A 20,711-nucleotide genomic window follows, 5' to 3' on the forward strand; every position below is an offset into this window, starting at 1 on the left:
ACGCAAGAAGTCCCGCAAGGCCGTGCTTTCTGCGCATATTCATCAGAACGTGCGCAGCACCGCGCCCAGGACGCGCTCGGCCGGGAAACAGCCGACCTGCCGGGAGTCGTAGCTGTGCTCCGCGTTGTCGCCCAGCAGCACGACCATGCCCGCCGGCACGCGCGCGCCGGGCTCGCCCGCTGCCCCGGGCAGGGTGTCCGGCGGTACGGGGTCGCCCGGCAGCGCCGCCACCCGCTTGATGACCCACTGCCGTGCGTAGATCGCCCCGGCCCCGGCCTGCCGGGACAGCGGCGGCTCGTACCACGGCGAGGCGAACGGCGGCCGTTCGACGACCACCACCTCTCCCACCGCGGCGGGAGCGCCACGGCGTACGAGTACGCGGTCGCCGTCGCGGTAGGCCGGTTCCATGCTCCGTCCGTCGACCGTCACCGCGACGAGCCTGCGCCCGACGGCCACGGCCAGCAGCACGCCGAGCCCCGTCAGCAGGGCCCCCGCGGCGCACAGCGCGCCGCCGGCCGGCGCCCCGGCCAGGAACAGGGCGACCGAGGCGCCCCCCAGCAGCGCCGCGGCGGCCAGCAGCGCCAGCCGCACCAGCAGCGACCGGTGGGAGCGGTGCCGGGCCCGGTCCAAGGCGGTCTCGGCCCGCAGTGCGGCGGCATCCGGCGTGATGTCAGAGGTCATCGCACGTCCTTGAGTTCCGAGGGGGCGCCGCCGGGCTCCGACCCGGCCCGGTAGCCCGACGCCTGCAGGGTGAACAGCCGCGCGTAGAGTCCGCCGGACGCCATCAGCCCGTCGTGCCCGCCCTGTTCGGCGACGCGTCCCTGGGACAGCACGACGATGCGGTCGACGTCGCGCAGCGCTCCCAGCCGGTGCGAGACGAGCAGGCTGGTCCGCCCGGCCCGGTAACGCCGCAGCGAGCTGTGGATCTCGTACTCGGCCGAGGCGTCGAGCCCGGCCGACGGCTCGTCCAGGATCATCAGGTCACGCCGGTCGCGGACGAACGCGCGGGCCAGCGCGAGCCGTTGGCACTGACCGCCCGAGAGCATGACCCCCGTCGTGGGGTCGTCCTTGTCGGACTCCATGAAGAACATCCGCGACAGGAGGGTGTCGTAGCCCTGGGGAAGGGCGGCCAGCTTGTCGTGGATGCCGGCCCGGACCGCCGCGGCCCGGATCCGCCCCTCGTCGCCGAGGGCACCGAGATCGCCCTGGGCGATGTTCTCGGCCGCCGTCATGTCGTAGTCCATGTAGTCCTGGAACACCGCGCTGATGCGGCCGCGCAGGTCCGCGACGTCGGCGTCACGGATGTCCACGCCGTCCCACAGGATCGCCCCGCGCGTGGGGTCGTAGAACCGGCACAACAGCTTGACCAGCGTGGACTTGCCCGAGCCGTTCAACCCGACCAGACCGACCGAGGTGCCGTAGGGGAGGAAGAGGTCCACGCCCCGCAGCACCCAGGGATGGTCGGGGGAGTAGCGGAACCACACGTCCCGCAGTTCGATGCCGCGGCGCAGCGGGGGCAGCGGGACGGGCCTGGTGGGCGTGGGCAGTTCGGGGCCGGCCTCGACGACGGCCACGTAGTGGTCGAAGAGCAGCAGGGCCTGGTGCACGCCGGCCACGTCGTTCGCCAGCGCGGTGAGCGCCCCCTGCACGCCGACCACGGCGGCGATGAAGACCGCGACGTCGCCCGGGGTCAGCCCGCCGGTGCGCGCGGCGCCGACCGCCCACAGCAGCCCCGCGCCCGACACCACGGCGGCCAGCAGCCCGAGCCCGGCCTGCACCCGCACCTCGCGCAGGTCCATGGCCCGGCGCGCGGCGTTGGCGGTGCGCCGGTCGGCCAGCATGCGAGCGCGCAGGAAGGCGCCGGTGCCGAAGAGGCGGATCTCCTTGGCGGCCTCCACGCTGGTGAGCAGCCCCTGGTAGAAGAACTCCCGCCGCTCGGCCGGGCCGATGTCCCAGATCGTACGGGCCCGCCGCCGCGACAGCGCGATCTCGGCGAGGAGCGTCGGGGCGCCGGCGACCAGCACCAGCGCCGTCATCACCGGGCTGATCAGGGACAGGGTGCCGACGAACCCCCCGATGGTGAAGGCGGACCGCAGGACGCCGAGCGCGCCGTCCACGGCCTGGCCGGCCGCCGGCGAGGCGACGTCGGTCTGCTGGGCCAGCCGCAGCCGGTCCAGAAAGTGCGGGTTCTCGAACCGCCCCAGCCCCACGAAGCCGTCCACGGCGGTGAACAGCCGGTCCTGGGCGTACAGCCCGACCCGGCGGTCCAGCTCCGTGCGCAGATACCGCACGAGGTGCGGGGCGACGCCCGCGACCACCCCGGTGACCACCAGCGCGAGGGCGGGCAGCAGCAGCTGCGCCCGGCCGCCCCCGGCGACGATCCGGTCGATGACGAGCTTGGTCGACCAGGCCGTGGCCACCGGCAGCACACCGGTGGCCAGGGCCGGCACCGCGTACAGCACCAGCGTGCCGGGCGCGGCCCGGGCGACCAGCCGCCCCGCGATCAGGGCCCGGCGCCGCGCGGTCGTGGTTGTGCCCTCGGCCTCGCCCCCGCTCATACGGAGGCGACGGCGGGCCGGTCCACGTCGACCTGGTCGGCCATGACGAGCAGGCGGCCGTCCGTGGTCCGGTTGACCTTCAGCACCACGGGATAGGCCATCACTTTGAAGGCTTCCCCCATCACCCCGCTCGCGTCCTCGGTCGTCACCCGGGCCACCGGGCGCAGGGCCGCGACCATGGGAGCGACCTCGTCGCCCTCGCCGATGACCGTGGCGATGACCCGGGCGCGCCCGCCCGGCACCGACCGGGCGTACTCCACGAACTTCGGCAGCTTCTCCTTGCAGGGCCCGCAGGTGGTGGAGAAGAACGCGACCACCGTCTCGGTGTCGATCGCCCGGTCGCTCACCGCCTCGCCGTCCACCGACGTCACGGCGAACGGCCCGACCTCCTCGCCGGTGGCCAGGGACGGCTGGTCACCCTTGCGGGACAGTAATTCCGTGTGCTCCCGGAGCCGTTTGATGACGCCGACGGTGAGAAGGAGGTCCAGCGAGCACAGGACCCCGACCAGGACGAGCGCGGCGATCACGAGGGACACGGCAGTCTCCGTTCTCTTATCGGCGCGGACCGCGCGCGGTGACGGCGGCGCCGGGGGTGTCGAGGGACTGGAACAGCCCGAGGATGTCGTCGAGCACGGCGACGAGCCCGCCCAGCAGCAGCCCCGCGAGGGCCGCCAGCACCAGGCCGGCCGGGCGCGTGTGACCGGTCGCCCGGGTGGCCGCCGCCCCGGCCGCGGCCACGGCCGCGAGCAGGACGTTGCGTACGACGTGCCGCGGGCCCAGCGGCACCGACGAGGTGCCGAAGCACCGGCAGGAGGTCCGCGTGCCCCGCGCGGCCACCACCGCCACCGCCCCCGCGAAGGCGAGCAGCAGCCCCGCCGCGACGACGAAGCCGACGGCGGCCACCGGTCGGACCGGCACCGCGAGCAGTACGCAGACCAGGCATTCGGCCGCCACCACGAGCACGGCCAGCGGGCGGACGCGGGCGGCCGGGAACAACCGCATGTCCCGCAGGGAATCGGCGAACGCGCCGAAAGCGCGCGCTCCCGCCAATTTGCCGGCCGCGGAGATCAGGAACATTCCTCCGATCAGGCAGCGGATCGCGGTTTCTGCGTACGGCACGGACTCTCCTCCACGGCTGTTCCCGGCGGACGACCGGGGAACACCGGCACCCGGCGACGTCCGTAGCCGCACGCCGTCGCACCGGTGTTCCCCTCTTACGCGCAGATCTGACGCACAGAAGCCGCCGGACGGCGGCTTCCTACGGCGTCAGCACTTAGGACAGCTCTTCCAGCAGTTGATCGAGCCGCAGTACGTGTTCACGCAGCAGGCGCTTCGCGCGCACTGCCAGCAGGAGTTGAAGCACTGACAGGCCTGCACGGCCGCAGCCGCCTCGACCTTGGGCACGAACAGGCTGAGCAGCCTGGTGCCCATCGATTCCAGCCTCATGGACATGCACGCACTCCTTCGTCATCGAAGTGGCGCCCGCTCGCACGTCGCTTCAGGAGCGGGCGAGGGATACGTCGCTGAGCCTTCGGCCCGCCGGTTCTCAGGGGCGGACATGGGGAGTTTCATGCCGTATCCGGAATGCTGCTACCTGCATTCAGGCCAACATCGGAGGAGGATGTTCCGAACGGAACGAAGGCCCCCACCGGGTGGTGGGGGCCTTCGCCGTGTCAGGGGATTCAGTGGGTTCGGTGGATTCAGTGAATACGGAACGACGTGCCCGTCACCAGGGTGCCGCCGAAGTCCGCCCTGGTGTTGGGCGGCAGGGCCCGCTGGGCACACGCCTGCACCCAGCAGGCGGAGGCGGTGTATCTGCCCGTGTTGTAGCCGCTGCGGTAGGGCCAGTTCCCGCGGGAGGTGCCCGCGGAGCCGTAGAAGCCCTGGTGGGCATAGGGCACACGGCCACTGAGGAAGCAGCCGTCGCCGGAGTTGCAGTAGTTGTGGGTGCCGATCCCGGGCTCCGGGGTCCGGGGCAGCGCGCGGACGGAGAGGACGGCGCCGGTGGCCGGGTCCAGTACGACGGCCTTGGGCGCGTCCGAACCCAGGAGCGCCTTCTCCGCGCCGCTCAGCGCGGGGACGGGGCCGGGGCTCGCCTGGGCGGGCGCGGCCCCGAAGAGTCCGAGGGCCGCCGCGGCGGCGGCGAGCGTCGCGGCGGAACGCCAGGTGCGAGGTATGACAGTGCGCATGAATGTCCCTCACTCATCAGGTGGTGACGGTGCATCACCGATTCCGGACCAGGCTAGGCGTTCACCGGGACGCGGGCGAAGAAATGTGCGAAACGCGGTGCCTCACACGCGCAGCTCGGGCGGAAAGCCCGTCCAGCGGAGCTCCTCCGGCAAGTGCCGCATGTCATTGAAGAAGAGCACGGAGGGCGGCCGGTCCGGCGCGTACCGGATGACGGTCAGGGCGGCGTTGGCCTGGTTGAGGCCGATCCAGCGCCACTTCGGGGCGTCCTGAGCGGCCCGTACGAGCCAGCCGATGAGGAAGTTGTGGGTGACGACCAGCTCGTGGCGCGGCTCGTCGCCCGGCACCGGGCCCGTGAAGGTCTCCACGGCCTCACGGGCCAACGCCGCGCCGAGCCCGGCGTCCTCCTCCGGGAACCTGGCCAGGAAGGCGAGGACGAAGTCCGCCCACTGCGGCGGCAGATCCTCTGCCGTCGGCACGTGCGGCAGGTAGTCCCCGGCCGCCCGGGACGGGCGCAGCGGAACCCCGCCGAGCCGCTCGCCGATCACCTGCGCGGTCTGCACCGCCCGGGCCAGCGGGCTGTGGTGGACCGCCGGGAACGGCACGCCGCGCAGCCGCTCGCCGAGCAGCGCGGCCTGCCGGCGGCCGTCGTCCGTCAGCCCGCTCTGGTCCGCCAGAGCCTCGCCGTGCCGGACCAGATACAGATAGCGAGCGGCTGTTCCCGTCATGTGCGCAGCACTTCCCCGGTCGTCGGTGATCTCGTCGGTCTCCCCGGGGGACGCCGCTGGCCGTCCTCCGGTTCCGCGCGGGGCGGGCCGCACGCCGTCACGACGTGCGCAGCAGCGTCGCGAGCCGGGTGCCCGACGTGCCGAGCCCGGTGGGGGCGCCCAGCGGCACCGCCGGCCGCGGGGCCGCGGACGGGGCGGCATGACGCAGCAGGTCGGCCTCCGCGTAACGGCGGCAGTCGCGGTGCCAGGTGAGGATGGCCGCCATCCAGTTCTCGAGCTCCTTGACGTAGCCGTCCAGGGCGGCGCGGGCCTCGGCGTCCAGAGCGAACTCCTCACAGAGGGCGGGCAACTGCACGGAGGCGACGTGCTGGAACTCCCGCATGCGCGACTGCATCAGATCACTCACGATGCCCAGCGCCTCGGTGCGCCCGCAGTTGAAGAAATTCTGCACGACCAGGACGGCGTTGTGGACCTCGCCCTCGAACTGGATCTCCTTCTGATAGGAGAAGACGTCGTTCATGAGGGTGGAGTAGTCCGAGGCGGCGTTCTCCAGGGCCTGCACGGGGCGGGAACGGTAGACCTCGGGCGGCAGGACCTTCCCCTGGCGCAGCCGGGACAGGAACATGGTGAGCGGAGAGCCGAACGTCAGCCGGCGCATCTCGATGTAGTCCACGGGCTCGGGGATCCGGTTCTGCTGCTGGTTCGCCAGCTCCCACAGCCAGCTCTCCAGCATCACCTCGACGGCGTCCCGGAACTCCTGGCGCGTCTGCGGGGACATGGGGCCCACCGTCCGTACCCAGATGTCGGCCAGGCTGCGCTCCAGGCAGTTCAGCGGGGGCGTCGCGACGACGCCGTCCAGCGGCATGAACAGCAGGAGCCGGTCGTGACACGCCTTCGCCGCGGCCATGTCGCCGGTGCGCCCGAAGAGCGCGGGGTAGACGTCGTCGCCGTACGTCCCCCAGGTGAGCCAGGCGGTGCCCAGATCGAGCTCCTCCACGGTGGCCCCCGGGTGGATGCCGGCGGCGCACAGCGCCAGGTCGAAATCCCGCAGCTTCTCCTCGTCCCAGTGCCCGGCCAGCACGTCGGCGGGGGACGGCGCGATGAGGCCCATCCGGGTGCTCCACTCGACGTTGTGCCGGCGGGCCGCGTCCAGGTGCGGGCTGAGCCGGGTCTCGAACGGCATCCGGAAGTCCGGCAGCGGCAGATGGCCCACCTGCTCGAACGGTACGTGCGTGTGGCCGCGCAGCCGCGCCGGCAGCGCGGCCAGGATCGACGGCACCAGGCGCGCGGCGGAGGTGCCCAGACCGAGGGGACCGCCCAGCAGGGCGCCCACCTCGGGGGAGGCGCCGCCGGAAGCGCTCTTCATGTAGCGGCTGGAGCGCATGTGCCATTCGTGGCCGCCGGACTGCCAGTCCTGCAGGCCCTTGACGTAGGCGAAGACGTCGGCGGCCGCCCGGCCGTCGAGGGCGTGGTCCGCCAGCAGGGGAGCGACCTCGGTGAGGGAGGTGTGCTCGAACTGCTGGAGCCGGGAGGTGAGCAGGTCGTTCACGGCGTCCGCCGCCTGCTGGGTGTCACAGCCCAGGAACCGCTCGAAGACCAGCACCGCGTTGGCCAGTTCGCCCTCCTGCTCGGTCTCCCGCTGGTACGAGAAGAGGTCGTTGCGCAGGTGCACCCCGTCGGAGAACGTGTCCTTGAGCACCCGCATCGGCCGGCTCGCCGCGATGTCGTCGGGGACCTCGGCGCCCACCGCGTGCTCGACCAGGTTGGCGGACCACGGAGCCCCGCCGACCTTGCGCCGCATCTCGATGTACTCGACGGGGTTGGCGACCCGGCCCTCGTTGATGTTGGACAGCTCCCACATCGACTCCTCGAGCAGATGCCAGGTGCTCTCCCGGAAGCGCCGCCGCCAGCCGTCCGACATGCCGGGCACGGTACGGGCCCACAGGTCGGCCAGGCCCGCCTCGACCTGATTGGCGGGCTCCTCGGTGGGCGTGGCCGTATCCAGCGGCATGAACGCGGCCAGCCGGTCGAGATACGCCCGCGCCGCGCGCGTGTCCCCGGTGCGCTTGAACTTGGCGAGGAAGTCGTCGTCGAAGAAGAACACCCACACGTACCAGTCGGTGACCAGGTCCAGTTCGGGGCCCGAGGCGTCGGGGTGGGTGTAGGAGCACAGCAGCGCGTAGTCGTGGGAGTCGAAGTCCGACTCGTCCCAGATGCCGGAGCCCTCGATCATCTCCATCCGCCTGGCCCACGCCTTGGAGTGTTCCCGGGCGCTTTCCAGGTGCGGATTCAGACGTGCCGGATACGGCGTGTAGAAGCGGGGAAGCTCGAAGGGGTTCGGCATCGCGTGCGCGGCCTTTCGCGTCGGGCCGGGGGCGGGCGGACGATCACTCGCAGGCTAGGCGGTGGACGGCGAAAAGCCCCCAAGAAAGTGGGCTTATCCCTCAATGTGGTGAATGCCGGGACCCGCTCGGTTAAGGATCTTGCCGCTGGGGGGAGTCGGGGACCGTCGGGGACTGCGGCGTCCTGCGCGCATGTGCCGATTGCATAAGCTGGACGGGGAGTTGCCCGGCCGCTCCGGCGGCCGGGCCGCCGCTGCATCGCGTGAACTCGGATCGTACGGAGGGGGATTCCTCGATGGACACCACGGGGATAGTGGAGATCACCTCGCAGGAGGAGCTGACGGAGATCATCGGCCGGCCGACGGCCCGGGCGGCGGGCAAGGTGCGCACGCGGCTGGCCGAGGAGGACCGCAAGTGGCTGGAGCAGTCGCCGTTCTGCGTGGTGTCGACGGCCGCGGCGGACGGCAGGTGCGACGCCTCCCCGAAGGGCGACCCCCGCGGCTTCACCCTCGTCCTGGACGACACCACCCTCGCCGTGCCCGAGCGGCCGGGCAACCGGCGGGCCGACGGCTTCCACAACGTCCTGGCCAACCCGCACGTCGGTCTGCTCTACCTGATCCCCGGGCGCGGCGACACGCTGCGCGTCAACGGCCGGGCCCGCCTGATCCGGGACGCTCCGTTCTTCGACAGGATGACCGTCAAGGGGCACCGCCCCCAGGTCGCCCTCCTCGTCGAGATCGAGGAGGTCTTCTTCCACTGCTCCAAGGCCCTGCTGCGCTCGTCCCTGTGGAAGGCGGAGACCTGGGACCCCGAGGCGGTGCCGTCCCGGGCCCGTATCGCCAACGCCCTTGAGCCGACCGGGCAGAGTCTGGAGGAGCTGGAGCGTTACTACGGGCCGCGGTACGCCGAGGGTCTCTACGTCTGAGCTTCCGCGCCCGGCCTCTGGATGAGATCCACTTGATGAGATCCACCTGAAAGGGGGCGTTCTCGCGCTTTTCGTGTCGGGTGTCCCTGGCGGTCGTTGGGCAGATCATGAAAATTCGCACCATGCACCGCGTTGCGGCAGGATCGGTTCTCCTCGCGGCCTGTGGCCTGGCCTCCGCCGGCAGCGCCGAGGCCGCGGAGAGCGGCGGCAGCGGCCCCGTCGGCCAGCCCCTGACCAGCCGCGTCACCCGGCTCGCCGACGTCGACACCGTCCCGGTCGACCGGGCCGCCGCCCTCGTCAAGAACGAGTTGCCGCAGGAGGCGGCCGGCCAGATCTACCTCCGCTCGCCGCTGGCCGACGGCTGACCCGCCCCGCCCGCCTCCCGCGGCCGGCACCGCGTCGTGCCGGCCGCGGGGCGTGCGTTTGCCAGGTGTCCGGATCTCCCCCTAGGGTCCCTCGGATCTGTTCTTGATCCCGGGGGAATCGTGTCCTCACCATCGCCCGCGCCGTCCGTGCGGCGCACGACGAAGACCACCGCGCTGAGTTGGAGCGTCTCGATCGTCTGCAACATCGTGCTGCCGATCGTGACCTACGACCGGCTGACCGGCGCGGGCTGGAGCGAGTTCTCGGCCCTGGTCCTTTCGGGCGTCTGGCCGTTGGTGGACACGGTGGTGTACCTGGTGTGGCACCGGCGGGTCGACGAGTTCGCGGTGATCACCCTGCTCTTCATGCTGCTGACCCTCGCCGTCACCGCCGTCGGCCCCCACTCGACGCGGCTGCTGCTGGTCAAGGACTCCGCCGTCACCGGCCTGTTCGGGCTGCTCTGCCTGGCGACGCTGGCCGCCCCGCGCCCGCTGATGTTCTATTTCGGCCGCAAGTTCGGCACCGACGGCACCAAGGAGGGCCTGGCGCGCTGGAACGCCCTGTGGGAGCGGCAGGCGGGCTTCCGGCGGGTGATGCGCGGGATCACCCTGGTATGGGGCCTGGGGTACACCGCCGAGGCGCTGGCGCGGATCGGGCTCTCCTCCGTCCTGCCGACACACACCATGGTCGTCGTGAACCCGGTACTGGCCTACGGCACCCCGGCGCTGCTGATCGCCTGGACCGTGGCCTGCTCCAAGCGCGCCCGGGCCAGGAGCCAGGCCGCCGAAGCCGCCGAGGCGGCCGCCGGGCCGGCCGCCGCTGCCGGCTGACGTCCCCTTTGCCGGGCCGGCGCAAGAGTGCTTGATGGGACGAGATCCTTCCCGAACCGGTCACGTCCTCAGTGTTTTCGTCAAGGATTCGCATAGTTCACCGAGTACGGTGACCGCGTTCACCAAGAGTTTCCTCAGCGCCCCGGGGACCGTCCGGGCGCACCGAGGGAGGAAGCGATGGAATCCGTGCGACATCTTGCCGCCCACCTGGGACTCGACCTCGTCGCCGTGTGCCTGTTGACCTTTGCCGTCTACTATCCGCGGCACCGGCGCCGCGACCTGGTTCCCGCCTACCTCGCCCTCAACGTCGCCCTGTTCACCGTCGTGGCGGCGCTCGCCGAGATCGGCGGCAACGGCGGCACGGCCCTGGGCTTCGGCCTCTTCGGCGTGCTGTCGATCATCCGGCTCCGCTCCGACGCGGTCCAGCACGAAGAAGTGGCCTACTACTTCACCACCCTGGTGCTCGGCCTGATCTGCGGCCTGCCCCACCTCGCCCTCGGCATGGCCGCCGCGCTGAGCGCCGTCCTGCTGCTGGTGGTGTACGGAGCCGACCACCCCAAGCTGTTCGCGCGTTCGCGCCGGACGCTCGTCACCCTCGACGTCGTGCACGCCGACCCGGCCGCCCTGCGCGCGGACCTCGCCCGGCGGCTCGGCGAGCCCCTGAACTGGACGGTCATGGAGGTCGACTACGTACGCGACCTGACCGTCGTCGACGTGCGCTACCGCGAGCCCCTGCCGGGACAGCCGGGCGTGCCGGCGCGCGACGGGCAGATCGAATGCCCAACCCAGGGCAGGCCCACGTGGGAGACCGTATGAACGCCCGGGCAGCCCGCCCGGCCTCCCCGCCCGCTCCGGTGCCAGCGGCCCGGAAGCTGACCGGACTCCCGGCACGGCCCCCGTCCGCCGGGACCCACTCCGCCCGGGCCCACTCCGGCCAGGCGCTCTCCGTGCTGGCCATCGCACGGGCCGCCCGAGCCGCCGAGCCGGTCGCCCTCGCCGAGGTCAACGAACGCGCGGAGCTGCTCGTCCGCTTCGACCGCAGCTACCTGGTCCCCGTCGACGCCTTCGTCCATCTGGCCGCGCTGCTGACGGACCCTCGCCGCGTGGACGCCCCCTTCCGGGTCCTCACCATCGACGGCCGGAACACCTTCCGTTACCACTCCGTCTACTACGACACGCCCGGGCTCCGTTCCTTCCACGACCACCGCCAGGGCCGCCGGCTGCGCTTCAAGGTCCGCGAACGCGTCTACCAGGACAGCGGAGAACGCCAATTCGAGATCAAGCTCAAGGGGCGGCGCGGCGACACCGTCAAGCACCGCCGCCCCCTGACCGGCGACGCCACCCCGCTGGACGCGTCCTCCCGCTCGTTCCTCGCCGCCACCCTGCGTCAGTCGTACGGCATCGACGCACCCCGGACCCTCGACGCGTCCCTGAGCACCGACTACCTCCGGGCGACGCTGGTGGCCGACGGCGAGCGCATCACCTGCGACGCGGGCCTGGCCTGCACCGACCTGCGCACCGGCCGGACCGTCCGCGCCCACGAGGGCCTGGTCCTGGTGGAGACCAAGAGCACCGGCCGCCTGACCGAGGCGGACCGCCTCCTCCACGCCCACGGCCTGAGACCCGCAGACTTCACCAAGTACTGCGGCGCCCTCGCCGCCCTGAACCCCACCCTCCCCGCCAACCGCTGGCGCCGCGCCGTGCACCACGCCTTCGAGGGCGTCAGCCGGCCGTGTCGGTCCGGCTCACCCCAGGGCGTCGAGGTGATCTGACGCCGCCACTGGGCACCCACCGGCGGAGGGTTGGCCGGGCGCAGGGCGCGTCGACGGCATCGCGCGCCTTACGCGAACGTCGTGCTGCGATTGGCCTCCGGACTCGGTGGCGTACGCCCGGACACACGGGTTCCGAACCGGCAGGATGGTGCCGTTGGTGCACGGGGAGGCAGAAGGAGGGGTGGGGGGACCATGGGCGGGAAGCCTTCAAGGATCCGGCGCTTCGCAGCCGTCTCCGCGTCGGTCACGCTGGCCGTGCTGGGGACCGCCGTGCCCGAGGCGTCGGCGCACACGTCTCGCGCTGCCGTGAGCTGTACGGGAAGCAACACCATCTCGTTCTCGCCCGGCCTCTCGCTGGCCGCGCAGCGCACCCGGATCGGCGGAAGCGGTGCGTACAGCTGTTTGTCCACGGATCCGGCGGTGAAGTGGGGGAGATCCTCGATCAGCGGCGGCGGACGGAACGGCTGTTTCTTCTCCGACGCGACCACTGTTGAGCGCGTCACGTGGAACACCGGGGAGAAGACGAAGGTCGTGTACCACATGGGCACCGTCCAGCAGGTCGCCGGCCAGGCGGTCGTCCTGGTGGTGGGCCGGGTGGTGGAGGGCAGGTTCAAGGGCCGGACGGTGGCCTCACCCGGCCTTCAGGCCGCGCTGAACCCGCTCGAGTGCGCGTCGAAGCGCGGCGTGGAACAGATCGTCGGACCGTCAACGCTGCTGATCGTCTGACGCCTGTTCAACCTCCCGGCCGTACCGTGCGGCCAGGTCCAGGACGTGCGCCACGTCAGCCCGGGTGCTGATGGGATTGATGGTGCACATGCGCAGCACGGTGGCGCCACGCACCGTGGTGGTAAGGAGCATCGCCTGGCCGTCCGCACACACCCTCCGGCTGACGTGGCTCTGGGCTGCGTCTGCATCCCACATCGCAGGTGCGTCGCGAGGGTCGTGACGAAAGGTCAGGATGCCGAGGCCGGGCGGTGTGACCAGCGTCTGGTCCGGGTGGGCGTCGATGAGGGCGGCGGCGTACTCGGCCAGGTCCATGCCGTGTTCGATGGCCTGCCGGAACGCCCGTGCGCCGAAGGTCTTCAGGGACAGCCAGAGTTTCAGTGCGCGCAGGCCGCGGCTCTGCTGAGGTCCGTAGTCCGAGAGGTTGACCTCCCCGCCCGTGGCATCGGCGGCATGCGGCGCGTGGGCCGGCCTGAGGTAGCCGTCGTCCAGTGCGTGGCGTGCCATGCCGAAGGTCGCCGGAAGCAGTTCCGGCCGCCGCAGCAGCGCACAGCCGATCTCGTAGGGCTGGAAGAGCCACTTGTGCGGGTCGACGGTGAGGGAGTCGGCTCTGCCGAGGGCGTCCCGTAGGTGATGCCCACGGGGGGTGCCGGCGGCGGCCGCGCCGTGGGCACCGTCGATGTGCAACCACAGGCCGTCGGCCTCGCACAGGTCCGCGAGGTCGTCGAGCGGGTCGACGGTCCCAGTGCCGGTCGTGCCGAGCGTGGCGACGACGGCGAAGGGTCGCAGTCCAGCGCGCCGGTCACGGCGGACGCGGTCGGCCACGACGTCGGCCTCCAGGCGCAGCCGGTCGTCGGCGGGCAGGACGACGAGCTGTTCGCGGGTGAGTCCCAGCAGGTGGACGGCCTGCGCGACGGACGGGTGGGCCTGGGAGGAGCAATAGAGGCGGGCGTTGTGCAGCCGTCCGTCGAGGTGGTGGTCGCGGGCGGCGGCCAGGCAGGTGAGGTTCGCCGTGGACCCGCCGCTGACGAAGAGGCCCCCGTGGCCGTCCGGGAGGCCGAGGAAGGTCTTCAGCCAGCCGAGGGTGGTCAGTTCGAGCTGGGTGGGCCCCGCTCCGACCAGCCAGGCGCCGGGTACGGACAGGTGGGCGGAGGCGAGGGCGTCGGCGAGGACGGCCGGGAAGTTGCCGGTGGACGGTACGAAGGCGAAGCAGCGGGGGTGGTCGAGGCGGGTCGCCTGGGTGAGGGCCTGCCGGGTCACGTGGTCGAGGAGGCCGGGCAGGTCGTGCGTGCCGTGCTCGGGGAGAGGTTCGTCGAGGGCGGCACGGAGGGCGCCGGGCGAGGGGACGTGCAGGGGTGGCCGGGAGCCGGGCGCGGTCATCCGCTCGATGACGAGCTCGACGGCGTGGTGACCGGCCTCGCGCATCAGCCGTTCGTCCAGCCGTAGTGGGGGCGGGCCGCCCACGGTCTCCCGGTGGAAGAAGGCGATCCAGTCCAGGGCGCCGGGCCGCGGACGCGGGCGCGGTTCCAGGTCGGCGACCGGCCCGGGGAACTGGACGAGCGCGAGCTCCTGGCCCGTGGTGACGGGCCCCGGGTGGGCGACGGGCCACCACAGCGCTTCGTCGTCGGCCAGCCCGGTGACGTCGGCCGGTCCGGGGAACGGCCCGGCCGCCTTTTCACCGTCCCGGCGATAGCGCCCGCCGGCGGGCAGGTGGTGCACGGTGGTGCCGGCGCCGGCGTGCACAACGAGCTGGCTGGGGCGCTGTCCCGGAGGGAAGGGACTGGACACCGGAGGGGGCAGGGCGGGCAGGAGGAAGGACAGGATGTGCAGCCCCAGGGAGGGCAGCAGCCCTGCCGCCCGTTCGACCGCCTGGACGAGGGAGACCACCGTCTGGAAGCGCGGGTTGACCTCGACGGCCAGTAGCCGACCGTCGTCTTCCACGAGGTCCAGGCCGAAGACGCCGCGGAAGCCGCGCGCCCGCAGGACGTCGCCGACGCGGCGCGCGGCTGAGCGCGCCTGCGCGTACAGCCCGGCGGGCAGATCATCGGGGCCGACGAGTTGGTTGCCGCAGTGCGCGCCCCAGGAGGCGGCCGTCTCGGGAAGCCCCACCAACTGGTGGGAGACCGCCGAGACGACCGTCCGGTCCGGGCCGGCGCACGCGGTGACGGTCAGGGAGATACCGGGGGCGAATCGGCTGAGCTTTACGGGTTCGTCCGGCCACGCCTCCAGACGGGCCCGCAGTCCCGTCGGCCCGGCGACGGGCACCGTCCCGCGACCGATGAGGTTGTTCTCCCTGCGCTGGGCGACCGCCCGGGACCACCGGCCGTCCCAGTAGGTCTCGGCCGGTTCGCGGTCCGTGGCGGGGACCACCAGGAACGGCGGCAGGGGGACCCCGGCCTCGGCGAACAGCCCGGTGACGCTGATCTTGTCGGCCGCCTGGGCCGTGACGGCGGGCTCCGGGGCGAGCAACCGGTAACCGTGCGTCCGTGCCCAGTCGCGGGCGTTGTCCCCATGCTCGGGGGCGAAGGACACGCAGACGCGACGAGGACCGGGCGGGGGCGGCCGGTGGTCGGGCGGGGGCGGCGGCAGCGGTTGCCAGGCGGACACCGGTTCATGTCGCAGCCAGTCAGGCGCCGGCCCGAACGACGCGCTCAGGAACGGGCAGTGGTCGAGCCATACGGCCTCGTCGACCAGCTCGGCCAGCAGCCGCAGGCCGGTGCCCGCGTCGATGCCCTCGATGTCTCCCACGGCACCGGAGTCGACGCTCGTGTGCCCGGTCAGCTCTCCCACGGCCGCTCCCCGGCGCCGGCCCAGTGCTGCTGGAGGAGCGAGGCGCCATCCGGGACGCAGCGCTCACAGATCACCGCATGCGCTCCGCGGTTGCGCCGCTGGGCCGCCCGGAGCAGTGCTTCCGCACGGCGGATCGCGGCGACGGGTACCGTGCGCGGCACATCCCCCAGCGAGTCCAGCAGGGCGCGCATCCGCTCCGCCATCACCTGGTGCTCCCTGTTGAGGACCCCTGAGAACCCCGGGGCCAGGAACGGCGATTCCATCGTGGGCCGTACGTCGTCCCGGTAGACGGACGCGGGGAAGTCCGAGGCGTAGGCCATGGCGGCGGTGGCCGCGTCGTAAAGCGCCCGCAGCCGCTCCAGATCGCGGCAGACCGACGCCCAGCGCGCTCCGCGCACCTCGGTCAAGGTGTCATCCAGGACACTGTTCATGACGGTCAGCAGGAGGTGGAAGAGCTGGTGCCCCAGCTTCCAGCGGCGCAGCGCATCGCCACCGTCGTCGCCGACCGGGCCGCCGGCGGGATCCCTCGCGCCCGCCGACGTGGTCCCGGCCGGAGGCTCGTCCGGCAGCGAACGCGGCCGCAGCCACGCGGTCAGGGTGACGTGGGAGGTGAGCAGGAGGCCGTTCAGGACGTCGGCGCGCTGGGGAGCGTTCAGGCCGGTCGCCGGAAGGTCGGCGAGGACGGCGCTCTGGAGCCGCAGCACGTCGCGCGTCCAGGAGACCAGGTCCGGCGCGCCGCGGACGATGCGGAAGTAGCGCTCGTAGTCGGCCGCCGTCGCACCGGCGGCGACGGACGGGACGCGCGAGTCGGCGGCCAGGGTGACCGGCGCCGACGACGTCGTCCCCGGCGGAACCACGCCATCCCGCTCCACGCTCATCGGCCGTCCCCGCGCAGGCCGGCGCACGCCGCCTTGGCCAGCTTCTCCACCCGGTGGTGCAGATGCTCCAGATACGGTTCGCTCTCCGGCTTCATCAGCACGCTGCGCAGGACCTGGGTGTGGTCGCTGTCGACGACGGCATCCGGGTGCCGCGCGGTGAACTCTGCCGCGGGGATCCGGGCGACACTGAGGAATACGGGTTCCTCCTTGGCGTTCATCCCCCGGCGCATCACCTCGCCGCTCGTGGCGGCGATGCGTGTCAGCCGGTACGGAGCGTCCGCCGCAGCCGCCGGATAGTAGGTCACGATGTCGAGCTCGGGAGGCTGGTACAGCTCCAGGTACGGGGAGGCGTCGATCAGCCCGGCCCAGCGGACGGCGGCGCGCCGCCCGGCGGCGAGCACTCCTCCGAGCCCCTCACGGGTGAGCGGCAACAGCCTGAGCGTCAGCCACAGAGCGGCGGCGGCCGCCCCCGAGCGGGAGCACTCGAGGCTGATCTCCCCCAGGTGCGGCCGGCGGGACGTGTAGTAGGTGTAGGGCGAATCGTGCCGGAAGAACCGGGCGACCTCAGGGTCCCGGAACAGTACCGCCCCGCAACCGTAGGGCTGCAGGCCGTGCTTGTGCGGGTCTATCGCCACCGAGTCGCACCGGGCGATCGCCCGCAGGGCCTCGCCGGTCTCCGCGGCCAGCGGCTGCGCGTCACCGTCGGCGAGCAGCCTGAAGAACCCGCCGTAGGCGGCGTCGGCGTGGACGCGCACCCCGTACCGGTGCGCCAGCGGGACGATGCGGTGCAGCGGATCGACGGCGCCGAGCGCCGTCGACCCCGTGGTGGCGACGACCGTCCCGACGTTCCCGGCGGACAGCAGCCGCTCCAGCTCGCCAACGTCCATGCGCCCCCGGCCGTCCACCGGCACCGTGTGCACGGGGATGCCCAGGAGGTGGCACATCCGGCTGTGCGTGTAGTGGGCGTCGCCGCTGACGGCCACGCCCGCACCGGGCCGGCTCTCGCGGGCGACGAACAGCGCCTCGAGGTTCGCCTGCGTACCGCCGCTGGTCAGGTGCCCGAGGTGGTCGGCGTATCCGGCCATGGCCGCCAGTTGTCCGACCACCTCCTCCTCCATGGCGGAGGTCGCCGGACCGCCGTCCAGGGCGTGGTTGTTGGAGTTGACCAGCATGGCGGCCACGTAGCCGACGACCGCGACTGGATGCGGCGGCTTGAGCATCTGCCCGGCGTAGCAGGGATGGAAGAAGGGGTAGCTGCCGCGCAGCCGAGCGGTCAGTTCCTCGAAGGCCACCTCGAACGCCGCCTCGTCCACCGCCGTCGCGGGATGGCCCGAGAACTCCCCGTACGTCCGCGCCCACTCCCGGAACGCCACGGCGCCCCGCTCAAGCCAGTGCTCCAGCTCGATCCCCATCCGTCCCCACCCCCGCGCCGGACCCCTCCCCGACCGGATCACCATAGCGGCGGTAAATCGCCTCATAGCGACAATCGGCGGTAATCACCCGAAGGGGGGTAGTGAGGACACACGGGGCAGGTGACCGCGCATCGGCGCACGGTTTGCGCTGTCCACGGCCACCGTCCGGCGTCCCGGCCCGGTGGCCGCCGCCTCATGCTGAGCTCAGCACAGCGCTGGACCTCGTCCGCGATCACAACAACGCCGTCGCCCCGATGTCATCCGAGTCCAACACCAAGGTCTTCCTGGGACGGATCGCTCGAGAACGCGGACCATCCAGCCGGCGCGACCTCACGATCCCGTGCAGAGTGGCCGCGCGGTGTTCGCGTCCATCAACCGGGCGCGCTGACGTCCGCCCCCTGGCCCCCGTGATCGGTCCTCCGGATCGACTGCGGGGGGCCGTATTCTTTGGCAAGCGGAGCCTACCCCTTCTTCCCCCACTTACTGCCCGCGCCAAGAACGCCGGTCACCGCGTCACCTACCTCGCCACCGCCGCTCTTTTCTCGCTTTGCGGCGTCATTGGTCATCTTTGCGTGAATATTCCTTTCCACGCTGCCTTCCTGATCGTATGCTTCCTTCGCATCGGCCTGTTTAGCGGTCCACCATTCATTGACTGCCTTTTCCGCATCTGCCAGACCTGATGAGGGGTCCTTGAGTAGATTGTCCACGCGGAAGGCTTCACGTTGCGCGGCGTCACCCGCCGCTCGCGCCTTGGCGTTGGCGGCTTTGATTCTTTCGGGATCACCCGAATTCATTGCGTCGAGCACCTCACGCGCAGCCGCCTGCGCTGCTTCGATGGCGGCTGAAAGAGCTTCTTCAGCTGCCTTGACCGCATTTTGGTCCTCACCGGACGGCTTAAGGATCTCCAGCATGCCTTCGCCGGCCACGGTCCCCCGCGATTCGCCTTCACCCAGGCCCGCGGTCGACCAGTCGATCTCAGAGAATCGGGGAGGTGACAGCGCGATCGCTTCTTCGACCGCGTCTTTGTCTCCTTTCTCCGCGGCGTTGGCGGCCTTACGGGCACTTGTAGCCGCCATCACAGCGTCCCAGATGCTGTCCTTGAGAGCCATGTCCGATCCTCCTTTGTTTTTCGCGCGCGCTACGTCGAGGCTGAGCGCCCTTCGTTTACAGCGCACCTCAGGGCGTTCCAGGCTGCGCCATATGGTGTACAAGGAACGAGCCTCCTCACGCCTCCCCATCACAGCCGACGTTCATCTGGCTCCGCCCCGCACGGCGAGCCGGGGCGGAGTCGACCTGCCCGTTGTCCATAGCGACCCGGATCAGCTCTGGAGAGCCGACGGACGCAGAAAGCGCCGCAGCCGTTGCAGGGGCCAGGTGTTGATGACGTCGTCCTTCGTCAGCCAGCCGCGTTGGGCGGTGCCCACGCCGTAGCGCATGTAGGGCAGGTGCGTGGTGGAGTGGGCGTCGGTGTTCACGGCGAACTTCACGCCGTACCGTTTGGCTCGCAGGATGTCCTCGTCGCACAGGTCCAGGCGTTCGGGGTGCGCGTTGATCTCCAGGGCTGTGCCGGTGCGGGCGCAGGCGGCGAAGACGGCGTCGAAGTCGGCGTCGATGCCGGGGCGTTTGCCGATCAGGCGGGTGGTGGGGTGGCCGATGATGGCCACGTGCGGGTTTTCGCAGGCCCGTACGAGGCGGCGTGTGAGTTCTTCGCGGCTCTGGTTGAAGTGGGAGTGGACCGAGGCGACGCACAGGTCGAAGCCGGCGAGGAATTCGTCGGGCCAGTCCACGCCGCCGTCCGGGCCGATGTTGAGTTCGGTGCCGTGCAGCAGTCGCATTTTCCGGTGCTTGCCGTCCAGGGCCCGTACCTGTTCGCGCTGGGCGAGCATCTTGGCGTCGGTCATGCGCTGCATGTAGAGGTCCGGGGCGTGGTCGGTGATGGCGTAGTAGGCGTAGCCGCGCTGCGCGGCGGCGGCCACCATGTCCTCCAGTGAGGCGAGGCCGTCGGTGAGATCGGTGTGCGTGTGCAGGTCGCCCCGGATGTCGTCCTCGGCGATCAGGTCGGGCAGTTCGTCGCGCAGCCCGGCGGCGACCTCCCCGCGGTCCTCGCGCAGCGTCGGCGGGATCCACGGCAGGCCGAGCCGGGCGTAGATGTCCTCCTCCGTCCGGGAGGTGATCTTCTTGTCGCTGTCGGCGTGGAAGAGCCCGTACTCGGACAGCTTGAACTTGTGGCGCACCGCGATCTCACGGACGCGGATGTTGTGTGCCTTGGAACCGGTGAAGTACTGCAGGCCCGCCCCCCAGGCGTCGGGCGGCAGTACGCGCAGATCGACCTGGAGGCCCTTCGTGGTGCGGATGGACGTCTTCTTCTGGCCGTGCGCGATGACCTCGGCCGTGTACGGAAGGCCGGCGAAGGCGTCCATGAAGGGGCCGGAGCGGGCTGCGGCGACGAGGATGTCGATGTCGCCGATCGTCTCGCGCATCCGGCGCAGTGACCCCGCGTACGTACATCCTTCGCATCCCTTGATGCCGGACAACTCGGAGACCACCTGGTCCGCGACGTCCATGGCGCTGCTGAGGAGGATCCGTCCGCCGCCGGCCTTCTGCATGAGGGCGATGCCGTGGAGGATGTTCTCCTCGGTCTTCTGGCCGAAGCCCTTCAGGTCCCGCAGTCGCTCCGCCTGGATGGCGTCGAGGAGTTCCTCCACGGAGGAGACGCGCAGTTCCTCGTAGAGAGCCATGGCCTTCTTGGGCCCGAGCGTGGGAATGGTGATGAGTTCCCGTACACCGGCGGGAATGGCCGCCCTGACCTCCTCGAGGGTGGAGACCTGCCCGGTGCGCAGATATTCCACGACCTTCTCGGCGATCGACTTGCCCACGTTGGGGATGTCCCGCAGGCCCTTGGCATCGAGCGTGGAGACGTCGCCGGGATAGCCGCCGATCGCGCGGGCCGCCTTTTCGTAGGCGCGGGCCTTGAAGGCGTCACCACCGGTGATCGCGACGAGGTCGGCGTACTCCTGCAGCAGCGCCTCGACCTCCTCATTGGGCCGGACCATGGCTCCAGCGTGCCACGGGGACGCCGGGGCCACACTCCGGGCGGGTCCACGGTCGGGCCGGATGCCGTCGGGGGGCGACTGTCAGTGGCCCCTGCCATGCTGAATTCCGATCGACGGCACCACGCCAACCGACGGCACCCTGTCCGAGGA

The 20,711-nt window shown here is 71.4% G+C and carries 19 protein-coding genes; 6 read left to right on the forward strand and 13 right to left on the reverse strand.

What is annotated here, in order from left to right; genetic code table 11:
* Nucleotides 1-42 precede the first annotated feature (42 nt).
* The 8 genes from ABZ956_RS09140 to ABZ956_RS09175 form a co-directional block, all read right to left on the reverse strand.
* Complete coding sequence (locus tag ABZ956_RS09140) at nucleotides 43-681, reverse strand: S26 family signal peptidase (protein WP_361889210.1); 639 nt, start codon at nucleotides 679-681, stop codon at nucleotides 43-45.
* The gene (locus ABZ956_RS09145) at nucleotides 678-2,558 is read right to left on the reverse strand and encodes an ABC transporter ATP-binding protein (protein WP_361889212.1); all 1,881 of its coding nucleotides are present in this window, start codon (nucleotides 2,556-2,558) and stop codon (nucleotides 678-680) included. The genes ABZ956_RS09140 and ABZ956_RS09145 overlap by 4 nt, the downstream gene beginning before the upstream one ends.
* A complete protein-coding gene (locus ABZ956_RS09150) occupies nucleotides 2,555-3,094 on the reverse strand; it encodes a hypothetical protein (protein WP_361889215.1) in 540 nt (179 codons plus the stop codon). Before ABZ956_RS09150 ends, ABZ956_RS09145 begins: the two co-directional genes overlap by 4 nt.
* A gap of 16 nt (nucleotides 3,095-3,110) precedes the next feature.
* Nucleotides 3,111-3,677 carry a MauE/DoxX family redox-associated membrane protein gene (locus tag ABZ956_RS09155; protein WP_361889218.1) on the reverse strand — a complete coding sequence of 189 codons (567 nt, stop codon included), beginning with the start codon at nucleotides 3,675-3,677 and terminating at the stop codon, nucleotides 3,111-3,113.
* A gap of 147 nt (nucleotides 3,678-3,824) precedes the next feature.
* Entirely contained in the window at nucleotides 3,825-4,010 is a 186-nt protein-coding gene (locus ABZ956_RS09160) for a hypothetical protein (RefSeq protein ID WP_361889221.1), read from the reverse strand.
* Nucleotides 4,011-4,258: 248 nt separating this feature from the next.
* Nucleotides 4,259-4,747: a hypothetical protein gene (locus tag ABZ956_RS09165; RefSeq protein ID WP_361889223.1), complete on the reverse strand. Its 489-nt coding sequence runs from the start codon at nucleotides 4,745-4,747 to the stop codon at nucleotides 4,259-4,261.
* 102 nt (nucleotides 4,748-4,849) lie between these two features.
* A complete protein-coding gene (locus ABZ956_RS09170; RefSeq protein ID WP_361889226.1) occupies nucleotides 4,850-5,473 on the reverse strand; it encodes a histidine phosphatase family protein in 624 nt (207 codons plus the stop codon).
* A gap of 97 nt (nucleotides 5,474-5,570) precedes the next feature.
* Nucleotides 5,571-7,817 carry a germacradienol/geosmin synthase gene (locus tag ABZ956_RS09175; protein ID WP_361889228.1) on the reverse strand — a complete coding sequence of 749 codons (2,247 nt, stop codon included), beginning with the start codon at nucleotides 7,815-7,817 and terminating at the stop codon, nucleotides 5,571-5,573.
* Nucleotides 7,818-8,110: 293 nt separating this feature from the next.
* Between ABZ956_RS09175 and ABZ956_RS09180 the strand changes: the two genes are divergently transcribed.
* The 6 genes from ABZ956_RS09180 to ABZ956_RS09205 all read left to right on the forward strand — a co-directional run bounded on the left by ABZ956_RS09180 (nucleotide 8,111) and on the right by ABZ956_RS09205 (nucleotide 12,431).
* Entirely contained in the window at nucleotides 8,111-8,740 is a 630-nt protein-coding gene (locus ABZ956_RS09180; RefSeq protein ID WP_361889231.1) for a pyridoxamine 5'-phosphate oxidase family protein, read from the forward strand.
* A 122-nt stretch (nucleotides 8,741-8,862) separates the two neighbouring features.
* Complete coding sequence (locus ABZ956_RS09185) at nucleotides 8,863-9,105, forward strand: hypothetical protein (protein ID WP_361889234.1); 243 nt, start codon at nucleotides 8,863-8,865, stop codon at nucleotides 9,103-9,105.
* A 120-nt stretch (nucleotides 9,106-9,225) separates the two neighbouring features.
* Nucleotides 9,226-9,933, forward strand: a complete 708-nt coding sequence (locus ABZ956_RS09190; RefSeq protein WP_361889237.1) for a VC0807 family protein — start codon at nucleotides 9,226-9,228, stop codon at nucleotides 9,931-9,933.
* 177 nt (nucleotides 9,934-10,110) lie between these two features.
* Nucleotides 10,111-10,749, forward strand: coding sequence for a DUF4956 domain-containing protein (locus tag ABZ956_RS09195; protein WP_361889239.1), 639 nt, complete (start codon nucleotides 10,111-10,113; stop codon nucleotides 10,747-10,749).
* Nucleotides 10,746-11,705 carry a polyphosphate polymerase domain-containing protein gene (locus tag ABZ956_RS09200; RefSeq protein ID WP_361889242.1) on the forward strand — a complete coding sequence of 320 codons (960 nt, stop codon included), beginning with the start codon at nucleotides 10,746-10,748 and terminating at the stop codon, nucleotides 11,703-11,705. The genes ABZ956_RS09195 and ABZ956_RS09200 overlap by 4 nt, the downstream gene beginning before the upstream one ends.
* 192 nt (nucleotides 11,706-11,897) lie before the next feature.
* Nucleotides 11,898-12,431: a hypothetical protein gene (locus ABZ956_RS09205; RefSeq protein WP_361889244.1), complete on the forward strand. Its 534-nt coding sequence runs from the start codon at nucleotides 11,898-11,900 to the stop codon at nucleotides 12,429-12,431.
* Here the strand turns inward: ABZ956_RS09205 and ABZ956_RS09210 are convergent.
* From ABZ956_RS09210 to polX, 5 genes are all read right to left on the reverse strand, one after another.
* Nucleotides 12,411-15,218 carry a pyridoxal-dependent decarboxylase gene (locus ABZ956_RS09210; RefSeq protein WP_361889246.1) on the reverse strand — a complete coding sequence of 936 codons (2,808 nt, stop codon included), beginning with the start codon at nucleotides 15,216-15,218 and terminating at the stop codon, nucleotides 12,411-12,413. The genes ABZ956_RS09205 and ABZ956_RS09210 overlap by 21 nt on opposite strands.
* A complete protein-coding gene (locus ABZ956_RS09215) occupies nucleotides 15,206-16,096 on the reverse strand; it encodes a hypothetical protein (protein WP_361889249.1) in 891 nt (296 codons plus the stop codon). The genes ABZ956_RS09210 and ABZ956_RS09215 overlap by 13 nt, the downstream gene beginning before the upstream one ends.
* Nucleotides 16,093-17,508 (reverse strand): aminotransferase class V-fold PLP-dependent enzyme, encoded by a 1,416-nt coding sequence (locus ABZ956_RS09220; protein WP_361889252.1) that lies wholly within the window; start codon nucleotides 17,506-17,508, stop codon nucleotides 16,093-16,095. The genes ABZ956_RS09215 and ABZ956_RS09220 overlap by 4 nt, the downstream gene beginning before the upstream one ends.
* A gap of 461 nt (nucleotides 17,509-17,969) precedes the next feature.
* Complete coding sequence (locus ABZ956_RS09225; RefSeq protein WP_361889254.1) at nucleotides 17,970-18,617, reverse strand: hypothetical protein; 648 nt, start codon at nucleotides 18,615-18,617, stop codon at nucleotides 17,970-17,972.
* A gap of 210 nt (nucleotides 18,618-18,827) precedes the next feature.
* Nucleotides 18,828-20,561, reverse strand: coding sequence for a DNA polymerase/3'-5' exonuclease PolX (gene polX / locus ABZ956_RS09230; RefSeq protein ID WP_361889257.1), 1,734 nt, complete (start codon nucleotides 20,559-20,561; stop codon nucleotides 18,828-18,830).
* Nucleotides 20,562-20,711: the final 150 nt, after the last annotated feature.

This window comes from Streptomyces sp. NPDC046261, from assembly GCF_040646235.1.
In the GTDB taxonomy this organism is placed as follows: Bacteria; Actinomycetota; Actinomycetes; order Streptomycetales; family Streptomycetaceae; genus Streptomyces.